At 66.0% G+C, this 18175-nt stretch carries 17 protein-coding genes and 1 pseudogene; 7 read left to right on the forward strand and 11 right to left on the reverse strand.

Annotation, left to right across the window (positions count from 1 at the left end; genetic code table 11):
• From ACNPP0_RS25635 to ACNPP0_RS25645, 3 genes are all read left to right on the forward strand, one after another.
• Positions 1-933: DNA polymerase Y subunit UmuC family protein (locus tag ACNPP0_RS25635; protein WP_527893042.1), on the forward strand; the 933-nt coding region annotated here is incomplete at its 5' end.
• Between the two features lie 10 nt (positions 934-943).
• Positions 944-4186 carry an error-prone DNA polymerase gene (locus ACNPP0_RS25640; RefSeq protein ID WP_332607903.1) on the forward strand — a complete coding sequence of 1081 codons (3243 nt, stop codon included), beginning with the start codon at positions 944-946 and terminating at the stop codon, positions 4184-4186.
• Between the two features lie 157 nt (positions 4187-4343).
• Positions 4344-4757 (forward strand): I78 family peptidase inhibitor, encoded by a 414-nt coding sequence (locus tag ACNPP0_RS25645; RefSeq protein ID WP_332607902.1) that lies wholly within the window; start codon positions 4344-4346, stop codon positions 4755-4757.
• An 86-nt stretch (positions 4758-4843) separates the two neighbouring features.
• On the opposite strand, the gene ACNPP0_RS25650 is transcribed toward ACNPP0_RS25645, so the two are convergent.
• The 10 genes from ACNPP0_RS25650 to ACNPP0_RS25695 form a co-directional block, all read right to left on the reverse strand.
• On the reverse strand, positions 4844-5803 hold the full coding sequence (locus ACNPP0_RS25650; RefSeq protein WP_332607900.1) for a LysR family transcriptional regulator: 960 nt from the start codon (positions 5801-5803) through the stop codon (positions 4844-4846).
• A gap of 34 nt (positions 5804-5837) precedes the next feature.
• Positions 5838-6572, reverse strand: a complete 735-nt coding sequence (locus tag ACNPP0_RS25655; RefSeq protein WP_448707380.1) for an amino acid ABC transporter ATP-binding protein — start codon at positions 6570-6572, stop codon at positions 5838-5840.
• 11 nt (positions 6573-6583) lie between these two features.
• Positions 6584-7273 carry an amino acid ABC transporter permease gene (locus ACNPP0_RS25660; protein WP_332607896.1) on the reverse strand — a complete coding sequence of 230 codons (690 nt, stop codon included), beginning with the start codon at positions 7271-7273 and terminating at the stop codon, positions 6584-6586.
• Positions 7266-7955 (reverse strand): amino acid ABC transporter permease, encoded by a 690-nt coding sequence (locus ACNPP0_RS25665; protein WP_332607895.1) that lies wholly within the window; start codon positions 7953-7955, stop codon positions 7266-7268. The genes ACNPP0_RS25660 and ACNPP0_RS25665 overlap by 8 nt, the downstream gene beginning before the upstream one ends.
• A 31-nt stretch (positions 7956-7986) precedes the next feature.
• The gene (locus ACNPP0_RS25670) at positions 7987-8808 is read right to left on the reverse strand and encodes an ABC transporter substrate-binding protein (RefSeq protein ID WP_448707381.1); all 822 of its coding nucleotides are present in this window, start codon (positions 8806-8808) and stop codon (positions 7987-7989) included.
• A gap of 39 nt (positions 8809-8847) precedes the next feature.
• On the reverse strand, positions 8848-10050 hold the full coding sequence (locus tag ACNPP0_RS25675; RefSeq protein WP_448707382.1) for an aminotransferase class I/II-fold pyridoxal phosphate-dependent enzyme: 1203 nt from the start codon (positions 10048-10050) through the stop codon (positions 8848-8850).
• The gene (locus tag ACNPP0_RS25680) at positions 10047-10727 is read right to left on the reverse strand and encodes an RraA family protein (protein ID WP_332607892.1); all 681 of its coding nucleotides are present in this window, start codon (positions 10725-10727) and stop codon (positions 10047-10049) included. Before ACNPP0_RS25680 ends, ACNPP0_RS25675 begins: the two co-directional genes overlap by 4 nt.
• A 170-nt stretch (positions 10728-10897) precedes the next feature.
• Positions 10898-11779 (reverse strand): ParB N-terminal domain-containing protein, encoded by an 882-nt coding sequence (locus tag ACNPP0_RS25685; protein WP_332607891.1) that lies wholly within the window; start codon positions 11777-11779, stop codon positions 10898-10900.
• A 32-nt stretch (positions 11780-11811) separates the two neighbouring features.
• The gene (locus ACNPP0_RS25690; RefSeq protein ID WP_332607890.1) at positions 11812-12423 is read right to left on the reverse strand and encodes an LON peptidase substrate-binding domain-containing protein; all 612 of its coding nucleotides are present in this window, start codon (positions 12421-12423) and stop codon (positions 11812-11814) included.
• Positions 12424-12432: 9 nt separating this feature from the next.
• Positions 12433-12840: a carboxymuconolactone decarboxylase family protein gene (locus ACNPP0_RS25695; protein WP_448707383.1), complete on the reverse strand. Its 408-nt coding sequence runs from the start codon at positions 12838-12840 to the stop codon at positions 12433-12435.
• Between the two features lie 196 nt (positions 12841-13036).
• Between ACNPP0_RS25695 and ACNPP0_RS25700 the strand changes: the two genes are divergently transcribed.
• Both ACNPP0_RS25700 and ACNPP0_RS25705 read left to right on the forward strand, forming a co-directional pair.
• A complete protein-coding gene (locus ACNPP0_RS25700) occupies positions 13037-13465 on the forward strand; it encodes a VOC family protein (protein ID WP_332607888.1) in 429 nt (142 codons plus the stop codon).
• A gap of 13 nt (positions 13466-13478) precedes the next feature.
• Positions 13479-13859 (forward strand): annotated as a pseudogene (locus tag ACNPP0_RS25705) (low temperature requirement protein A); the annotation flags it as partial.
• A gap of 84 nt (positions 13860-13943) precedes the next feature.
• Here the strand turns inward: ACNPP0_RS25705 and ACNPP0_RS25710 are convergent.
• A complete protein-coding gene (locus ACNPP0_RS25710) occupies positions 13944-14840 on the reverse strand; it encodes an IclR family transcriptional regulator (RefSeq protein WP_448707384.1) in 897 nt (298 codons plus the stop codon).
• A 215-nt stretch (positions 14841-15055) separates the two neighbouring features.
• On the opposite strand from ACNPP0_RS25710, the gene ACNPP0_RS25715 reads away from it, so the two are divergent.
• Positions 15056-16693: a GMC family oxidoreductase gene (locus tag ACNPP0_RS25715; RefSeq protein WP_448707385.1), complete on the forward strand. Its 1638-nt coding sequence runs from the start codon at positions 15056-15058 to the stop codon at positions 16691-16693.
• Positions 16694-16821: 128 nt separating this feature from the next.
• Positions 16822-18162: an MFS transporter gene (locus ACNPP0_RS25720; RefSeq protein WP_448707386.1), complete on the forward strand. Its 1341-nt coding sequence runs from the start codon at positions 16822-16824 to the stop codon at positions 18160-18162.
• Positions 18163-18175 lie beyond the last annotated feature (13 nt).

Raw genomic sequence — 18175 nt, forward strand, 5'->3', positions numbered from 1 at the left:
CAGGCGCGGCTGGACTGGCTGGGCGACATCGGCTGCCATACCCTGGCCGACCTGCGCGCCCTGCCGCGCGCCGGCCTGCAACGGCGCAGCGCGCCCGACCTTCTGCCGGCGCTGGACGCCGCCTATGGCCAGGCGCCCGAACTGTATCGCTGGATCGAACCGCCCAACCAGTTTTCCCGGCGCATCGAGCTCATGGACTACGTCGAGCACACCGACGCCGTGCTGGCGGTGGCGCGCCGCCTGGCCGAACAACTGGGCGGCTGGCTTACCGCCCGGCAACTGGCAGTGCGGCGCGTGGTGCTCTGCATGGAACACGAACGCGGCCGCCATGCCCGGCCGCCCACCGAACTGGAACTGGCGCTGGCGCAACCGGTCTGGCAGGCGCCGCAGATCTTGCACCTGCTGCGCGAAAAGCTGAACCACGTCACGCTGGAAGCGCCCGTCATCGCCGTGTCGCTGCTGGCGCCCGACACCGTGGAACAGCCCGCCGTCAGCACCACCTTGTTCCCTGAGCCCGGCGGCACTGCGGCCGACCACGCCCGGCTGCTGGATCTGCTGGTGGCCCGGCTGGGCCGCGACCAGGTACGCCACGCCCATCCCACGCCCGACCACCGCCCCGAAGCCGCCAATTCCTGGGGCGACGCGCTGACCACCCCGCGCCCGCCCCAGCCCCTGCCGCCCTTGTTGGACCGCCCCTTCTGGCTGCTGGAAACACCGCTGGCCTTGAAACTGTCGGGCCATCGCCCCCAGTACGGCGGCCAGCCGCTGCGGCTGGTGCGCGGGCCGGAACGCATCGAAAGCGGCTGGTGGGACCCGGCCCTGACCGTGCGCGATTACTTCGTTGCCGAAGATGCGGCGGCCGCGCGCTACTGGATCTACCGCGAACGCGACGCGGAACACGCGCGCTGGTTCCTGCACGGGCTTTACGCTTAAGGCCAGACCCATGCAGGACGATCCCTACGACCCCACCGCCGACCCCTCCGACCCCGCCGCGTTGGCCACCCTGCCCGGCTACGCCGAGCTGCAATGCCAGTCGAACTTTTCCTTCCTGCAAGGCGCCTCGCATCCGGAAGAACTGGTCGCGCGCGCGACGGAACTCGGCTACGCCGCGCTGGCGCTGACCGACGAATGCTCGCTGGCCGGCGTGGTGCGCGCCCACATGGAAGCCAAGACCCAGAAGCTGCCGCTGATCATCGGCGCCACGTTCCAGCTGCGCGCCGCGCCCGACGCCGCGCCGCTGGGCCTGACCCTGCTGGCGCAAACCCGCGAAGGCTACGGCAACCTGTCCGAACTCATCACGCTGGCCCGCACCCGCGCCCCCAAGGGCGAATACCGGCTGGCCCCTGAAGACCTGACCCAGCCGCCCAAGGGCTACGAACACCTGCGCCAGTTACCGGAATGCCTGGCCATCCTGACGCCCGCCTACGGCACCGACGCCGACCGCCTGGCCGAGCAGGCGCGCTGGCTGGCACGCGTGTTTCCCACCCGCGCCTGGGTCGGTTTGAACCTGCTGTACCGGTCGCGCGACGACCAGCACCGCGCCGCCGTCGAACATGCCGCCCGCCAGGCCGAGCTGCCCGTCGTGGCGGTGGGCCAGGTGCAGATGCATGTGCGGTCGCGCAAGCCCCTGCACGACACGCTGGCCGGCATCCGCACCCGCCAGACCGTCGCCCAGTGCGGTTATGAATTGTCCGAAAACGCCGAACAGCATCTGCGCACCCGCATGCGCCTGGCCAACCTGTATCCGCCCGACGCACTGGCGCAGACCCTGGTGGTGGCGCGCCGCTGCGCGTTTTCGCTGGACGAACTGCGCTACGAATACCCCGACGAGGTCGTGCCGGCCGGCCACACGCCCGCCTCTTATCTGCGCCAGGAAACCCTGGCCGGCGCCCTCCGCCGCTTTCCCGCCGGCGTCCCGGAAAACGTGGAAGCCCAGATCGAAAAAGAACTCGACCTGATCGGCGAGCTGCACTACGAAGCGTATTTCCTGACCGTCTACGACATCGTCCAGTACGCGCGCAGCCAGGGCATCCTGTGCCAGGGCCGGGGGTCCGCCGCCAACTCAGCCGTCTGTTATTGCCTGGGCATCACCGCCGTCGATCCGGCCCGAGGCAACAACCTGTTTGAACGTTTCATCAGCAAGGAACGCAACGAACCACCCGACATCGATGTGGACTTCGAACACCAGCGCCGCGAAGAAGTCATCCAATACATCTATGACAAATACGGACGCGACCGCGCCGCCCTGACCGGCGTGGTCATCTCGTACCGGCCGCGCAGCGTGCTGCGCGACACCGGCAGCGCGTTGGGCGTGGACCTGGGCGTCATCGACGCCGTGGCGCGCGCCCATCAATGGTGGGACGGCAAAAAGGAAATGCTGCGCACGTTGGGCACCTGCGGACTGGACCCGGAATCGCGTGTGGCGCGCCAATGGGCGTCGCTGGCGCAAACCATGATGGGCTTTCCGCGCCACCTGTCGCAGCACCCCGGCGGCTTCGTGATTTCACGCGGCAAGCTGTCGCGGCTGGTGCCCATTGAAAACGCCGCCATGCAGGACCGCAGCGTCGTGCAATGGGACAAAGACGACCTGGACGCGCTGAAACTGCTGAAAGTGGACGTGCTGGCGCTGGGCATGCTGTCCGCCTTGCGCCGCACGCTGGAACTGGCCGGCCGGCGCCGGGGCCGGCCGCTGGCCCTGCAAGACATACCCGAAGGCGACGAAGCCACCTACGACATGATCTGCGAGGCCGACACGGTGGGCGTGTTCCAGATCGAATCGCGCGCGCAGATGACGATGCTGCCCCGCCTGCGCCCGCGCAAATACTACGACCTGGTCGTGCAGGTGGCCATCGTGCGCCCCGGCCCGATCCAGGGCGGCATGGTCCACCCCTACCTGCGCCGCCGCCAGGGCAAGGAAGCCGAAACCTATCCCAGCGAGAAGGTCCGCGGCGTGCTCAGCCGCACTATGGGCGTGCCCATCTTTCAGGAACAGGTGATGCAGATTGCCGTGGTGGCCGCCGGCTTCACCCCTGGCGAGGCCGACCAGTTGCGGCGGTCCATGGCCGCCTGGAAACGCAAGGGCGGCGTGGACAAATTCCGCATCAAATTGGTGGGTGGCCTGCTGGCGCACGGCTACAAGCTGGAATTCGCCGAAGCGCTGTTCCGGCAGGTCGAGGGGTTTGGCGAATACGGGTTCCCGGAAAGCCATGCCGCCAGCTTCGCCCTGCTGGCGTACTTCAGTTCCTGGCTCAAGCGCCACGAACCCGAAGCCTTCCTGGCCGCCCTGCTCAATTCCCAACCCATGGGCTTCTACGCCCCCGCGCAACTGGTGCAGGACGCCCGCCGCCACGGCGTCTGCGTGCTGCCCGCCGACGTCACCGTCAGTGGCTGGGAATCCGCGCTGGAAACCCTGCCCGCGGACCACCCCGGCGCCCAGCGCCGCCCCCGCCCGCATTCGCCGCCTTCCAACGAAGCGCGCCCGGCCGTGCGGCTGGGCCTGAACCTGCTGCAAGGCATGCGCGAAGACGCCGCCCGGCGCATCGAACAGGCACGCGTGGAGGCGCCCTTTACCGACACCGGCGACCTGGCCCGCCGCGCCACGCTGAACCGCCACGACCTGAACGTGCTGGCGGCCGGCGACGCGCTGCGCACGCTGGCCGGCCACCGCCGCCAAGCCAGCTGGGAAGCCGCCGCCAGCGTACAAAGCCGGGACCTGCTGCGCGACGCCGCCATCGTCGAAACGCAGGCGCCCCAGCTGTCGGCCCCGTCCGAAAGCCAGACCGTGGCCGCCGACTATCGCAGCCTGGGCCTGACGCTGCACAGCCATCCGGTCGCGCTGCTACGCCCCCAACTGGCCGCCCGCAACTTCCAACCCGCCGAGGTCCTGAACGGCTACCCCGACAAACGCGTCGCCCGCGCCTGCGGCATCGTCACCGTGCGCCAACGGCCACAAACCTCCAAGGGCGTCATCTTCGTAACCCTGGAAGACGAAACCGGCCCCGTCAACGTCGTCGTCCGCCCCGACCTGATCGAACGCCAACGCCGCGAACTACTCGGCGCCAAACTGCTGGGCGTCTACGGCACCTGGCAAAGCGTCGACGGCATCCGCCACCTGATCGCCCAACGCCTGGTGGACCTGTCCGACCTGCTGGGTGGCCTGGCGGCGCATAGCCGGAATTTTCATTGACGTCACGCGCTTGTCAACCTCTGGAATCGCCTTGCCCGCCAGGGGAACCCACGCCAAAGTCGATCGGATTTACGGTGCTCGCTGATCCCTGATTACAGCGCGCCACGGCTGGTCTATCATGGCTTTTTCGTCGTCGAGTAGTTGTAAGGAGCTTTACATGATCCGCAAGCTGATCCCTTTCCTTCTGATTGCCAGCCTGACCGCATGCGCCAATACCGGGACGTCTTCGTCCGGCGCGTCGTCGGCATCCAGCTCCTCCAGCGCGTCTTCCTCTTCCGGCGCGTCCAGCGCGTCCGGCGGCTCTACTTTCGGCGGATCATCCTATGGCGGGGCGGCAGGCGGCTCGGCCATGCCTGGCTATGGCACCAAGACTTGCGATGCGGCCGCGCTGCAATCGCAGATCGGCCAGAAGGCCACCACCTCTACCATGGAAGACCTGCGTACCCGCAGCGGCAGCAGCACGGCGCGCATTTTGCGCCCTGGCCAACTCGTGACCATGGAATACAACGCCACCCGCTTGAACCTGATCGTGGATGACAAAGACGTCATGACCGCGATTCGCTGCGGCTGATCCAGCGGCATCCAAGGCAGGACGGCGCCCGCCATCGCGGCCATCACCGCCCCACTGCCCGCCATCTTGCGCCCCTGCCGGCCGCCTCAGGCCGCGGGCGGCGTGGGTGGCACGTGGGGCAGGAACGCCCCCGCCACCTCGAACGCGCATTCCTCGCGCGCAATGTCGATCACCCGCGACACGATCGGGTTGACGATGTTTTTCTTGTGCACCGCGTAGTAATTGATCGTGGGCAGATCCGGCTGCACATTCAACCGGCACAGCGCGCCGCGCTCGACCAGCGGCGCGAAGTAGGCGCCGGGCAGGTAGCTGATCCCCAGCCCCAGCATCGTCAACTGCGCCATCATCCCCAGGCTGTTGCAGGTCAGCACCCGCTTGACGGGCAAGCCCTGTTCCGCGAACCACGCGTCATACAGATGCGACAGCGCGGAATTGGTCGGCTGCGAAATCACCGGATACGGCGCCAGGTCCTGGGGTGACAAGCGCGCCTGGAAATCGATGTCCAGCGCCGGGCTGGCCATCCAGACGTTGGTGACGGCGCCCAGGTGCGTGCAGTCGTATTGGTAGCTCCAGAAAGGCCCCGGCATGATGGCCAGGTCAAGCTGGTCTTGTTCCAGCCGTTCGTACAGCGTGATGCCACCGTCGATCTCGGGCATCAGCTGCACGCGCGGGTAACGCTGGCTGATCTGGTTGATCAGCCGCGCCAGCCAGGTCATGCCGACCAGTTCGGTCACGCCCAGCCGCACCACGCCTTCGAAACTGGCGGGGTCGGCCATGTTCTGGACGATGCGGCTGTTCAGGTCCAGCATCTCGCGCGCCAGTTCGAACAGCTTGCGGCCTTGCGGCGTCATCACCAGTTTCTTGGCGCGCCGCTCGAACAAGGGCGAGCCCGCAAAGGCTTCGAGTTCGCCCACCCGCTTGGCCACCGCCGATTGGGTCGTGTGCAGTTTTCGGGAAGATGCGCTGAAGCTGCCGAGTTCGGAGCTCCAGTAAAAAGCCTCTAGCTGTTTAAGGGTGTACATCGCGGCGGTCGAGGCGAAACGCATGGAAACCCTCACGTTACCATCGCGGCGGGCGGCGCTAGCCGCGCGGATGCAGGATGTCGGCCAGGAAGCGCTGCGCGCGCGGATGCGACGGCGCGCTGAAAAAGCGCTCGGGCGTATCCACCTCCAGGATCTCGCCGCCATCCATGAAGACGACACGGTCGCAGACGTCGCGCGCGAAGCCCATTTCGTGCGTCACGCAGACCATCGTCATGCCGTCCTTGGCCAGGCCCTTCATCACTTGCAGCACCTCGCCCACCATTTCGGGATCCAGCGCGCTGGTCGGCTCGTCGAACAACATCACCGGCGGCTGCAACGCCAACGCACGGGCAATTGCCACGCGCTGTTGCTGGCCGCCCGACAGCGAACCCGGATAGGCATCGATCTTGTTCAACAGCCCTACCCGTTCCAACAAGGCACGCGCCAGTTCAACCGCATGCTTGCGCGGCTGCTTGCGGATGTTGACCGGCGCGAAGATCACGTTTTCCAGCACGCTCATGTGCGGAAACAGGTTGAACTGCTGGAACACAAAACCGATCTTCTGGCGCAGCGCGTTCAGGTTGGCGCCCTTTTGATAGATGTCGGCCCCGTCGATCAGGATGCGGCCTTTTTCGATGGGCTCCAGCCGGTTCACCGTGCGGATCATCGTCGATTTACCCGAACCCGACGGCCCGCACACCACCAGCACTTCACCACGCGCCACCGCCAGATCGACGTCTTTCAGCACGTGATGGTCGCCATACCACTTGTTCACTTTTTCAAGCTTGATCATGATTCGTTCCGTTATGCCATGGCGCGCGCGCGGCGGATATGCAGGTCCAGCCAGCTCAAGCCGCGGCTCAGGCTGAAGCACACCAGGAAATAGATGATGGCCAGGATGCCGAACACCTGTAGCGGCTGGGTCAGCACCAAATTGTTGATCTGGTTGGCGGCAAACGTCAGTTCATTGACGCTGATGACGTAGCCCAGCGACGTTTCCTTGATCGTGGACACGAATTGGCTGGTCATGCTGGGCAACACGTTGAACAGCGCCTGCGGCAGCACCACCTTGCGCATCGTGGTCCAGTAGCCCACGCCCAGCGACCGGGACGCCTCGATCTGGCCGCGCGGCACCGCCTCGATGCCCGACCGGATCACCTCGGACAGATAGGCGCTTTCGTAGACCACCAGCGCGAAAATCAGCGTCCAGAAACCGCTGACCACCTGCCCCGTCAGCTTGGGCACCACGAAGTACGCCCAGAAGATCAGCATCAGCAGCGGCATGCCGCGCACCATGTTGACCAGCGCCTTGCTGGCGACGCGCAGCGCGCCGAACGGGCTGACGCGGGCCAGCGCAATCAGCAGCGCCAGCGGCAAGGACATCAGCAGCCCCAGCGCCGCCAGGATCAGCGTCAGGGCCAGACCGCCCAGGGGCCCGTTGGGGTATTGGCCGACCAGCAGCGTCGGCCAGTATTGCGACAGCAGATCAAGCACCGTGGCCTCCACGATTCAGACGATAACGGGCGTAGATGCGCGACCCCACCGCCATGATCAGGAACGATCCCAGCAGATACATGATCGTGGCCGCGCCGAAGGTGGCGAAGGTGCGGTAGGTTTCGTTTTCGATCTCGCGCGCCTGGTACGTCAGTTCCATCACGCCGATCGCCATCGCGACGCTGGTGTTCTTGAACAGCAGCAACGCGCGGCCGACCAAGGGCGGAATGGAAATGCGCAGCGCCTGCGGCACGATCACGAAACGCATGCATTGCAGGTAGCTGGCGCCCAGCGCGCGCGCCGCCTCGAACTGCGTCCACGGTATGGCGCGCAGGCCGCTGCGGATGTCTTCGGCGATGTACGCGGCCGACCCCAGCGCCAGCGCAATTGCCGCCAGCGACATCTCGGCGTTGTGATCGTAGAGCCACATTCGCAGCCCTTCGGGCAGCAGTTCGGGCATGCCGAAATACCAGAACAACACCTGCACCAACAGCGGCACGTTGCGGTGGTATTCGACATAGGCGTCCACCACCCAGCGGCACGGCGCCAGGTTGGTGGCGCGCACCACGACCAGCGTCACCGCGATGGCGAAGGCCATGATCCACGCAACGAAGAACAGTTGCACGGTGACCACCATGCCGCTTAACAGCAGCTGGTATTGGGAAGCGTCTAACAGGCTCATAACGCATCGGCCCCTGGCGGTTGCGCGGCCATCAGCCGGCGATGGGGCCGATCTTGAAACTGCGCTCCAGCTTGTAGGGGGTGGCCGGGCCAAACCACTTGTCGAACAGCTTGGCGGCGGCGCCCGAGCTTTCGGCTTCGTCCAGGGCCTGGTTCACCGTTTGCAGCATGCGCGGTTCGGACTTGCGCACGCCCAGGCCCCAGGGCTCGTCGAACACCGACTTGGCAATCACGCTGACGGGCGCCGTGGGCGGGCTTTGCAGCACCAGCCGCACCAGCACCAGTTCGGAGGCAAACTGCGCGTCCACCTTCTTTTGCTGCAAGGCCAGATAGGTGGCCGAACTGTCGCCATAACCAATCACTTGCGACTTGTTCAGGATGCGCTTGATCTCGCGTTCCGAACTGGAACCCTTGGTGGCGCCGATGCGGCGGCCGTTCAGCGCGTCAATGGAATCAAAGCCCGAGTCCTTGCGCACCAGCAGTTTTTGCGGGCTGACGTAATAGGCGTGGCTGAACGCGATCTGCTCGGCGCGATCCGGCGAATAGCCCAGGTTGGCGGCCAGAATGTCCACGCGCCCTTCGTTCAGTTCCGGCACGCGGGCCGCCACCGACAGCAGCTTGTAGCTGATCTTCACGCCCAGCTTGTCGGCAACCAGCTTGCACACGTCCACGTCATAGCCCACCAGCTGGCGCGTGGCGCCGTCCTGGAAGCTGAACGGCTGCGACGTGCCCAGCGTGCCGCAAACCAGCTCGCCGCGCGCCTTGATGTCGTCGACCTGGTCTGCCTGCGCGGCAGCGCCCACGGCCAGCGTGGCCAGGCCCAGGCAGGCGGCAAAGAAAGTGTGGCTTTTCATGGATGATTCCCCTTGTATGTTGTGTTGGTCAATCGGCGTTCACGACAGCTTGGCGCAGGCCTCGCGGATCGCGGAACATCCTTGCTTGATATCGTCCATCGACGCCGCGAACGACAAACGGAACGTGCCCGGTGCGCCATAGGCGTTGCCGTCGATCACGGCCACGCCGGCTTCGCGCAACAGGTAATGCGTCAGGTCGGTGTCGCTGGCGATCACCTCGCCCGAGGGCGTCTTCTTGCCCAGCAGGCCCGAGCAATCCGGAAACACATAGAACGCGCCTTGCGGCACCACGATGGTCAGCCCCGGCGCGCCGGACAGCTCGGCCACGGCCAGGTCGCGCCGTTGCTGAAAGACCCGCGCAAATTCCGCCACGCAATCCTGCGGGCCCGACAGCGCTTCCAGCGCGGCAGCCTGGCTGACCGACGACGCGCCGGACGTGCTTTGCGATTGCAGTATCGCCATCGCCTTGATCAGTTCGTCGGGCCCGGCGCCGTAGCCGATGCGCCAGCCCGTCATGGCATACGCCTTGGACACGCCGTTGACCACCAGCGTGCGGTCGGCCAGCTCGGGCGCCACCTGCAACGGATGCACCGTCGGTTCGCCCGTGAAATTCAGGCGGGCGTAGATGTCGTCCGTCATTAACCAGACATGCGGATGGCGCTTGAGCACTTCGGTCAGCCCGCGCAATTCCTCGGCGGTATAGACGGACCCCGTGGGGTTGCTGGGCGCGTTCATCATCAGCCACTTGGTGCGCGGCGTAATGGCGGCTTCCAGCGCTTGCGGCGTGACCTTGTAGTCCGACGCGGGAGACGTCTTCACCGCCACCGGCACCCCGCCATTGACCAGCACCATATCCGGGTACGACACCCAGAACGGGGCGGGGATCAGGACCTCGTCGCCGTCATTGAGCGTGGCGGCCAGGCCATTGAAAATCACCTGCTTGGCGCCGGTGCTGACGATGATCTGCGCCACGGGATAGTCCACGCCGGTCGCATCCCGCAGCTGCGCGCGGGCGGCCCGGCGCAACGCCACGGTGCCCTGCGCGGGCGGGTACTTGGTTTCGCCCCGGTTCATCGCGGCGGTGGCCGCCTGGCGGATATGTTCGGGCGTCGAGAAATCAGGCTCGCCTATGGTCAGGTCGATAATGCGGCGGCCCTGTTCGCGCACCTGCGCAATGATGGCGCGCGCGGCAACGCTGGGCGACAGCTTGATGCGCTTGATGCGGTCGGCAATGATGCTCATTGTGCGCCCCCGGTTTTTTCAAGAATGGTCTTGGCCAACCAGGGTTTGGTGTACGTACCCGCGCGCAGCTTGTCCTTGGCCACGGCTTCGTCAGCTTCTTTCTTTTGCGCCAATGCCAGCACGGCGGCCGCGTGTTCGGCGGGAATCACCACCACGCCATCGGCATCGCCCACGACGACGTCCCCGGGGTTAACGACCTGCCCGCCCACGGATACCGCCACATTGATTTCACCCGGGCCGTCCTTGTAGGGGCCCTTGTGCGCCACGCCGCGCGCGAAGCAGCCGAATTCGCCTTGGCCAAAGACGTCCACATCGCGCACCGCGCCGTCGATGACAAAACCCGCGATGCCGCGCGACTGCGCGTCCATCATCATCAGTTCGCCGACCAACGCGTTGCTGGTGTCGCCGGCGCCATCGACCACGATGACGTCGCCCGCCCCACCCATGGAAATTGCCTGATGGATCATCAAGTTATCGCCCGGCCGCGTCTTCACGGTAAGCGCCAGGCCGACCATGCGGCGCGTGCCGCCGTGCATCGGACGCAGGTCCGCCACGCCGTAAAGGCGATTCATGCAGTCACTGATCTGGGCAGAGCCGATATCGGCGAAGCCGGCCAGTACGTCGGCGGCCACGGCCGGCGCCGAGCGGGAAAGAATGCGAAATCCGATGGGAGTCATAAGAAAGTCGAAGGGGGTGGATGCGTCTAGCGGTTAAGCGAATACGCATTACAAGGCCCCCGAAGCCTTTCCTCAAAACGATATAAATTCCCAGCGGATCACGAATTTTTTTCTTATATCCAAGGCTCTAGGGTTATCCCTGATTCGTGATCAACCTTGATCGCCCCCGATCAATCATCCCCGCCGTTGTTCGCGCCCCGCGCCTCTGACAGTGCGATTGTCAGGTGCATGACCTTCTTTTTCAGCTGGTCGCGTTCTTCGGTGATGCGGGCCAGCACCCCGCGCAGGCGGGCCACTTCGGCAGGCAGATCCTCGATGTGCTCGATGGGGACTTCAGGCGGGGCTTCACGTGGCGGCGGCGCCTTGGCCAGACGCACTTCGCGCGCCGCCTGTTGCAGTTCCTTCTTGCCGCCGGCCACCGCCGCCGCCTGGCGCTCGGGCGGCAACGAGGCCACTGCCGCGGCGGCGTTGATCGAAATGGCGCCCTCTTTCACGGCACGCACCAGTTCGGGCGCGGCGTCCTTTTGGATTTTCTCGATCTGGCCCAGCGTATTGCTGCTGATGCGCGCGGCGCGCGCCAGCGCCTGGCGGCTGGGCACGGGCGGCGTCCACGAGATATTGGGCGGCAGGCGCGGGGCGCCATCCACGCTGGGCGGCGCGTCGGTTTCGTCCCAAGGCGGGGACCCGTCCGCTTCGGCTTCTGGCGGCGTCGCGGCTTCCGGCGGCGTGCGCGCCAGCAGGATTTCTTTTTTGCGCAACGCCAGCACGCCGCGCTGGAAGTCCGACACGCTACGTCGGCCCAGATGGTTTTCAATCATCCACAGGTGCACGTCTTCCATCGACTTGAACGTGGTGTTCTGACGCGTCTGGAATTCGATGCCGTGCTTCTTGCACAAGGCATAACGGTTGTGGCCGTCCACCAGCAAATCGCCCCACAACACCAGCGCATCGCGGCAGCCCTCGGCAAGCAGACTGCGTTCCAGCGCCTCGTGCTCGTCTTCCGTCAACGGGTCTATATAGGCGCGCAGGCCCTCGTCAATCCTGATTTCCATGGTGTCCAATTGGTTTATCTTGCCTAGCACCGCTACGTCAGCCCCTGGCCACGCAGCAGATCCTGAACCGCCGCCAGCCGTGCCACCGGGTCCGCCAGCCCCAGCAACCGGGCCTTGTCATCCGGTGGCAGGGGCAGCAGTTCGCACCAGCGATCCGCCACCCAGCCGCTGTCGTCCAGCCGGAACGGCGGCGCAAGCGGCATCCTGTCCGGCGGCACGCCCTCTTGCTGCCATTGCGCCACCAGCCGGCCCAAGGCGTCGGCGCTGGGCTGCATGGACGCCGGCACGGTCGTGGGCGGGTCGTCGGCGATGGGCTCGGTCTGGCCCATCCACAGGCCGTATTTTGCCACCTTGCTGGACAGCAGCCGGAACCGGCTGCCGCCAATACAGCGCACTTGCAGCAAGGCGGGCATGGGCGCGTCCCACGCCACGATGCGCGCCAGTGTGCCGACCGGCGCCAGCGTCTCGATGCCCTCCGGCGAACGCACTTCGTTGCCGGCCAGCAAACCCACCACGCCGAACTCGCTACCCTCCGCGATGCAGCGGCGGATCATATCCAGATAGCGCACCTCGAAAATGCGCAGATGCAGCACGCCGGCGGGAAACAGCGCGTTGGATAAGGGGAACAGCGGAATCAGCGCCATGGCCGGCTCCTAGTTGATGTGGAAGGCGGCGTCCACCGGCACCTGCATGGCCGTCACCATGGCGTTGGTCTGCGCCGCCATGCCGATCACCGCCAGCAGTTCGGCGTGCTGGCCGCGCGTCATGCCCTTGGCCTTGGCCGACGCCGTGTGCGAATGCACGCAGTAAGAGCAACCGTTGGCCGTGGACACGGCAATGTAGATCATCTCGCGCACGAGCGGCGGCAGCTCGCCTTCGACGACCATGACCTGTTTCAGTTGCGACCACACGCGCTGCAATTGCGCCGGGTCGTTGGCCAGCGCGCGCCAGAAGTTGTTCACGAAATCCGACTTGCGTGTGGATCGGATGTCTTCGAACACTGCCCATGCTTCGGGGCTTTTGCGGACCTCGTCGTCCGTCAGCAGTTTTACCGTGCTCATGTCGCCATTCCTTTATGAAGCCGTGGGGGTTCAAGCCGTGAATTTCAGCTGCGCTTCCACCCACATGGCGGCCCGGCATCCTTCCCAACCGGCTACAGTGCGTAGGTTGCCGGGCCGTGCGGTTTTGCGGGTCGGGCCTTCCATCATAGTGCGACGGCGTTTCCAGCAGCTGTCCGCCTTCGAACCAGGAACCATCATGCCCCAGCTATCCGCCTATCTCAGCTTTGACGGCAACTGCGCCGACGCCATGCGCTTTTACGAGCGCGTGCTGGGCGGACGCCTTGACGCCCTGATCCGCTACGCCGACGCGCCCGCCGATGCCGCCATGCCCGCCTTGGCCCCCGAGGACGCCGAGCGCATCATGGTCGCCCGCCTTGCGCTGGACGAACAGACGCTGCTGGGCAGCGACGCCACCAGCGGCCACCCGTACACGGGCAAGAAAGGCATGGCGCTGGCGCTGCTGTACCCCACCGTGTCCGATGCCCAACGGGTATTCGACCAACTGGCCGAAGGTGGCAACGTGACCATGCCGCTGCAAAAGACGTTCTGGGCCGAGGCGTACGGCGCGCTGGTGGACCGCTACGGCACGCGCTGGATGGTCAGCGGCGGCAAGATGACGCACTGAGGCGTCGGACCCCGTGCATTCCAGCGACCCGGGCCGCATGGGCGCCATCTTTCACTACGTGCATGTGATCTTGATCGCGGGCGTGATCGTCTCGGCGGTGGCCAACGAATTGGTCATCCTGCACCCCGACGGCCGCATCACCACGCCGGCCGCCGCCGCATTGCTGGGGTGGCCTGCGCTGTACCTGCTGGGCAACGGCATCTACAAGACGGTGGTGTACGCACGCTTTCCGCTATCGCACGTGGCCGGATTGGTGTTGCTGGCGGTGCTGGCGCCGTTGTCCACCGTTACCGACAGCCTGATGGTGGGCGGGCTGACCACGCTGATCATGATGCTGGTGGCGGTGTGGGAAAGCCTGTCGCGGCGCCGGGCGGCCTCGCCCGTCACCGTGTAGCCGTCCAGCGCGCAAGCATTGGGCGGCCTTGCGACGGGCTGTCGCCGCACCGACCCGCGCGTCCACCGATGCCGCAACGCCGCGTCACACGCCCGGGCGATGCAGCGCCAGCACCTCGTGCAGCGATTGCGCCGCGCGTTGCAGCACGGGCACGGCACGCAGCAGGTCGTCCAGCATGACGCGCGCCGTGGGCGCGTGGCAGGCCACGGCCGCCACCACGCGGTCCTCGGCGTCTTTCACCGGCACCGCCACCGCGCTCATGCCACGCACGAATTCCTCGTTATCGATGCCGATGCCGCGCGCGGCCAGGCGTTCCAGTTCTTCTTCCAACTGCGTCGGGTCCGTCAAGGTGCGCGGCGTGTTGCGCGTCAGTGTCAGCCGCGCCAGCACGCGGCCACGTTCCAGCCGGTTCATCGACGCCAGAAACAGCTTGCCGCTGGCGGTGCAGTGCATCGGCACATGGCTGCCCACGGCGAAAAACAGCCGCAAGGGCTCCGACGTTTCGACGCGTTCCATATAGACCACGCGGTCGCCGTCGGGCGCCGTCAAGTTGCAGGTTTCGCCTAGCGTGCCGACCAGTTGCGCTAGCACCGCGCGGCAGGCGCGGGTAAAGGCCGAGGCGCGCAACGTGGCCAGCGCCAGCGACGTGGCTTGCGGCCCCGGCACATAGCCCTGTTCGGTGGGCGTGGCCGCGACGAAGCCGGCGCGCTGCATCGCCGCCAATAGGCGCATCAAGGTCGACTTGGGCATGTCCAGCCGCTGCGCAAGCTGCGCCAGGGTGGGCGGATGCTGGGCGCGCGCAAGATGGTCCAGCACCAGCAAGGCCCGCAACGAGCGCGCTGCCTCCTGGTGCTGTTGCTGCTGTTGCTGCTGTTGCTGCTGTTGCTGTTGCTGTTGCTGTTGCGGCCCCACCGCGCCCGGCGGCTCCGGCGCCGATGCTGCACTGCGATTTTGAAACCGAAGTTGCATGTTCCGTTCCATTTGTCCGCCCCCACGCGTGTTGTGCTTTGTTCTACGCGCCTGCTTCCTAGAATCGCCACAGATGACGGCCGGGTGCGCAACGCAAACCGGCCGGATCGAACCAGTATATAAGTGCATCCCGCCGCGACAAGCAGGGAAAACGCGCCGTCACCATCGCGTGGGAAACCGGTGACGACGGCCGCGACGGCGATGCGACGACAGGGAGACAAGGCGATATGTCCGATACCGTGGATGTGATCGTGGTGGGCGCCGGCTCGGCCGGATGCGTGATGGCCAACCGGCTTAGCGCCGATGGCGCGCACGCCGTCTGCCTGCTGGAAGCCGGCCCCCGGGATACCTGCCCGTGGATCCACATTCCCATCGGCTACGGCAAGACCATGTTCCACAAAGTGGTGAACTGGGGCTACTACACCGACCCCGACCCCAACATGCTGGGCCGGCGCATCTACTGGCCGCGCGGCCGCACCCTGGGCGGCTCCAGCGCCATCAACGGCCTGATCTACATCCGTGGCCAGCGCGCCGACTACGACGCCTGGGAACGCGCGGGCAACCCCGGCTGGGGCTGGGACGACTGCCTGCCCTACTTTCGCAAACTGGAAGACAACGACCTGGGCGCGGGGCCGACCCGCGGCGTGAACGGCCCCTTGAGCGCCACGTCCATCAAAACGCCTCACCCTTTGGTTGAAGCGATGATCGCCGCCGCGCGGACGATGGACGTGCCCCACGTGCAGGACTTCAACACGGGCGAGCAAGAAGGCGTGGGCTACTACCAGCTGACCACGCGGCGCGGCCGCCGCTGCTCCACGGCCGTGGCCTACCTGCGGCCCGCGCAGGACCGGCCCAATCTGCGCGTGGAAACCGATGCGCATGCCATGGCCATCCTGTTCGAAGGGGGACGCGCCTGCGGGGTGCGATACCGGCAAGGCGGGCAAGTGCGCACGCTGCGCGCGCGCCGCGAAGTGGTGCTGTGCGCCGGCGCGCTGCAATCGCCCCAGCTGCTGCAACTGTCCGGCGTGGGCCCGGCCGCGTTGCTGCGCCAGTTCGGCATCCGCGTCGTGCGCGACCTGCCCGGCGTGGGCGAAAACCTGCAAGACCACCTTCAGATCCGGCTGATCTATGAAACCACCCAGCCCATCACCACCAATGACCAGCTGCGCAGCTTGCACGGGCGTGTGGGCATGGGCCTGCAATGGCTGCTGTTCCGAAGCGGCCCGCTGGCGGTCGGCATCAACCAGGGTGGGATGTTCTGCCGGGTGGATCCCGCCAGCCGCACGCCCGACACGCAATACCACTTCGCCACCTTGTCCGCCGACATGGCCGGGGGCAAGGTGCATCCGTTTTCCGGGTGCACGTATTCGGTCTGCCAGCTGCGCCCGTCATCGCGCGGTTACGTGCGGCTGCGCGCGGCCGACCCGTTCGAACCGCCATCGATGCAGCCGAACTACCTGTCCACCGAACTGGACCGCCGCATGACCGTGGCCGCCGTCAAGCACGCGCGGCTGTTGGCGGCCACCGAACCGCTGGCATCGCTGATGAAGCGCGAATTCCGGCCCGGGCCCGACGTACGCACCGACGACGAGATCCTGCATTTCTGCCGCGAATACGGCGCCACCATCTTCCACCCGTCGGGCACCGCCAAGATGGGTCCACGCAGCGACGCCCTGGCGGTAGTGGACGAACGCCTGCGCGTGCACGGCGTGCAGGGCCTGCGCGTGGTGGACTGTTCGGTAATGCCCACGCTGGTGTCGGGCAACACCAACGCACCCGTGGTGATGCTGGCCGAACGCGCGGCCGATTTCATGCTGGAAGATTTCAAGCTGGCACGGCGGCGCGCGGATCTGGTCGCCGCTTGATGCGATGGCGGCTGACTTTGCGGCCGCTTGTCGGATGCGATCAATAAGGATGTGAACGACGAACCTGAAGTCAGACCGGCACGCGGGCGCCGGCAGAAGCGCCCCCGCCTTCACCAAAGGAGACTGCAATGTCCAAGCAAAACGAAGCCGCGGTACGCAAGGTCGTCACCGCATCGTTGATCGGCGCCACCATCGAGTGGTACGACTTCTTCCTGTACGGTGTCGTGGCGGGCATCGTGTTCAACAAGCTGTACTTCCCCACGGGCGACCCGCTGGTGTCCACCATGCTGGCCTACACCACCTTCGCGGTGGGCTTTGTGACACGGCCGCTGGGCGGGCTGATCTTCGGCCACTTTGGCGACCGCATCGGGCGCAAGAGCATGCTGGTGATGACGCTGATGATCATGGGCGTGTCCACCTTCCTGATCGGCCTGGTGCCCACCTACGAAACCATCGGGCTATGGGCGCCCATTCTGTTGCTGCTGCTGCGCGTGTTCCAGGGCATCGGACTGGGCGGCGAATGGGGCGGCGCGGTGTTGATGGCCTATGAATACGCGCCACCCGGCAAAAAGGGCTTTTACGCGTCGCTGCCTCAGATCGGCCTGGCGATCGGCTTGTGCCTGGCATCGGGCACCGTGGCGCTCTTGTCGACCTTGCTGACCGACGAACAGTTCATGGCCTGGGGATGGCGCGTTGCCTTCCTGGCGTCGGCCGCCATGGTGCTGGTGGGCATGTACATCCGCCTGAACATCAAGGAAACGCCCGAGTTCACGGCGGTAAAGGCGAACAACGCCGAAAGCCGCATTCCGTTTTTCGACATGCTCAAGCGTTACCCGGGCAACGTCTTCAAAGGCATGGGCGCGCGGTATATCGATGGCGTGTTCTTCAACGTGTTCGGCGTGTTTTCGATTTCGTACCTGACGCAAACCGTGCAGATCACGCGCACCGAGGCGCTGACGGGCGTGATGGCCGCCGCGCTGGTGATGTGCTTTTTCATTCCGTTCTTCGGCCGGCTGTCCGACCGCATCGGCCGCACCCGCGTGTACTTCTGGGGCTCGCTGATTACCGCGCTGGCGTCCTTCCCCGGCTTCTGGCTGATGCTGAACAGCCAGGGCAGCGTGATGCTGATCTGGCTGGCCATCATCATCCCGTTCGGCATCTTCTACGCCGCCGTCTACGGCCCCGAAGCGGCGCTGTTCTGCGAACTGTTCGACGCCAAGGTCCGCTACACGGGGATTTCATTCGTGTATCAGTTCTCGGGCATCTTTGCGTCCGGCATCACGCCCATCATTGCCACGGCCTTACTGAAGACGGGCGGCGGGCAGCCGTGGCTGATCTGCCTGTACGTGCTGTTCGCCGGCGCGGTCTCGGCGTGGTGCGCCTGGCTGATCGGGCGCGGCAAGCCGGTGACCGAAGCCACCGGCAACACGGCGCCGCCGATTCCCGGCGCGGGATGGCGCAAGGCGTGAGGTCAGGCCGCCT

Source organism: Achromobacter semiaridum, assembly GCF_053543755.1.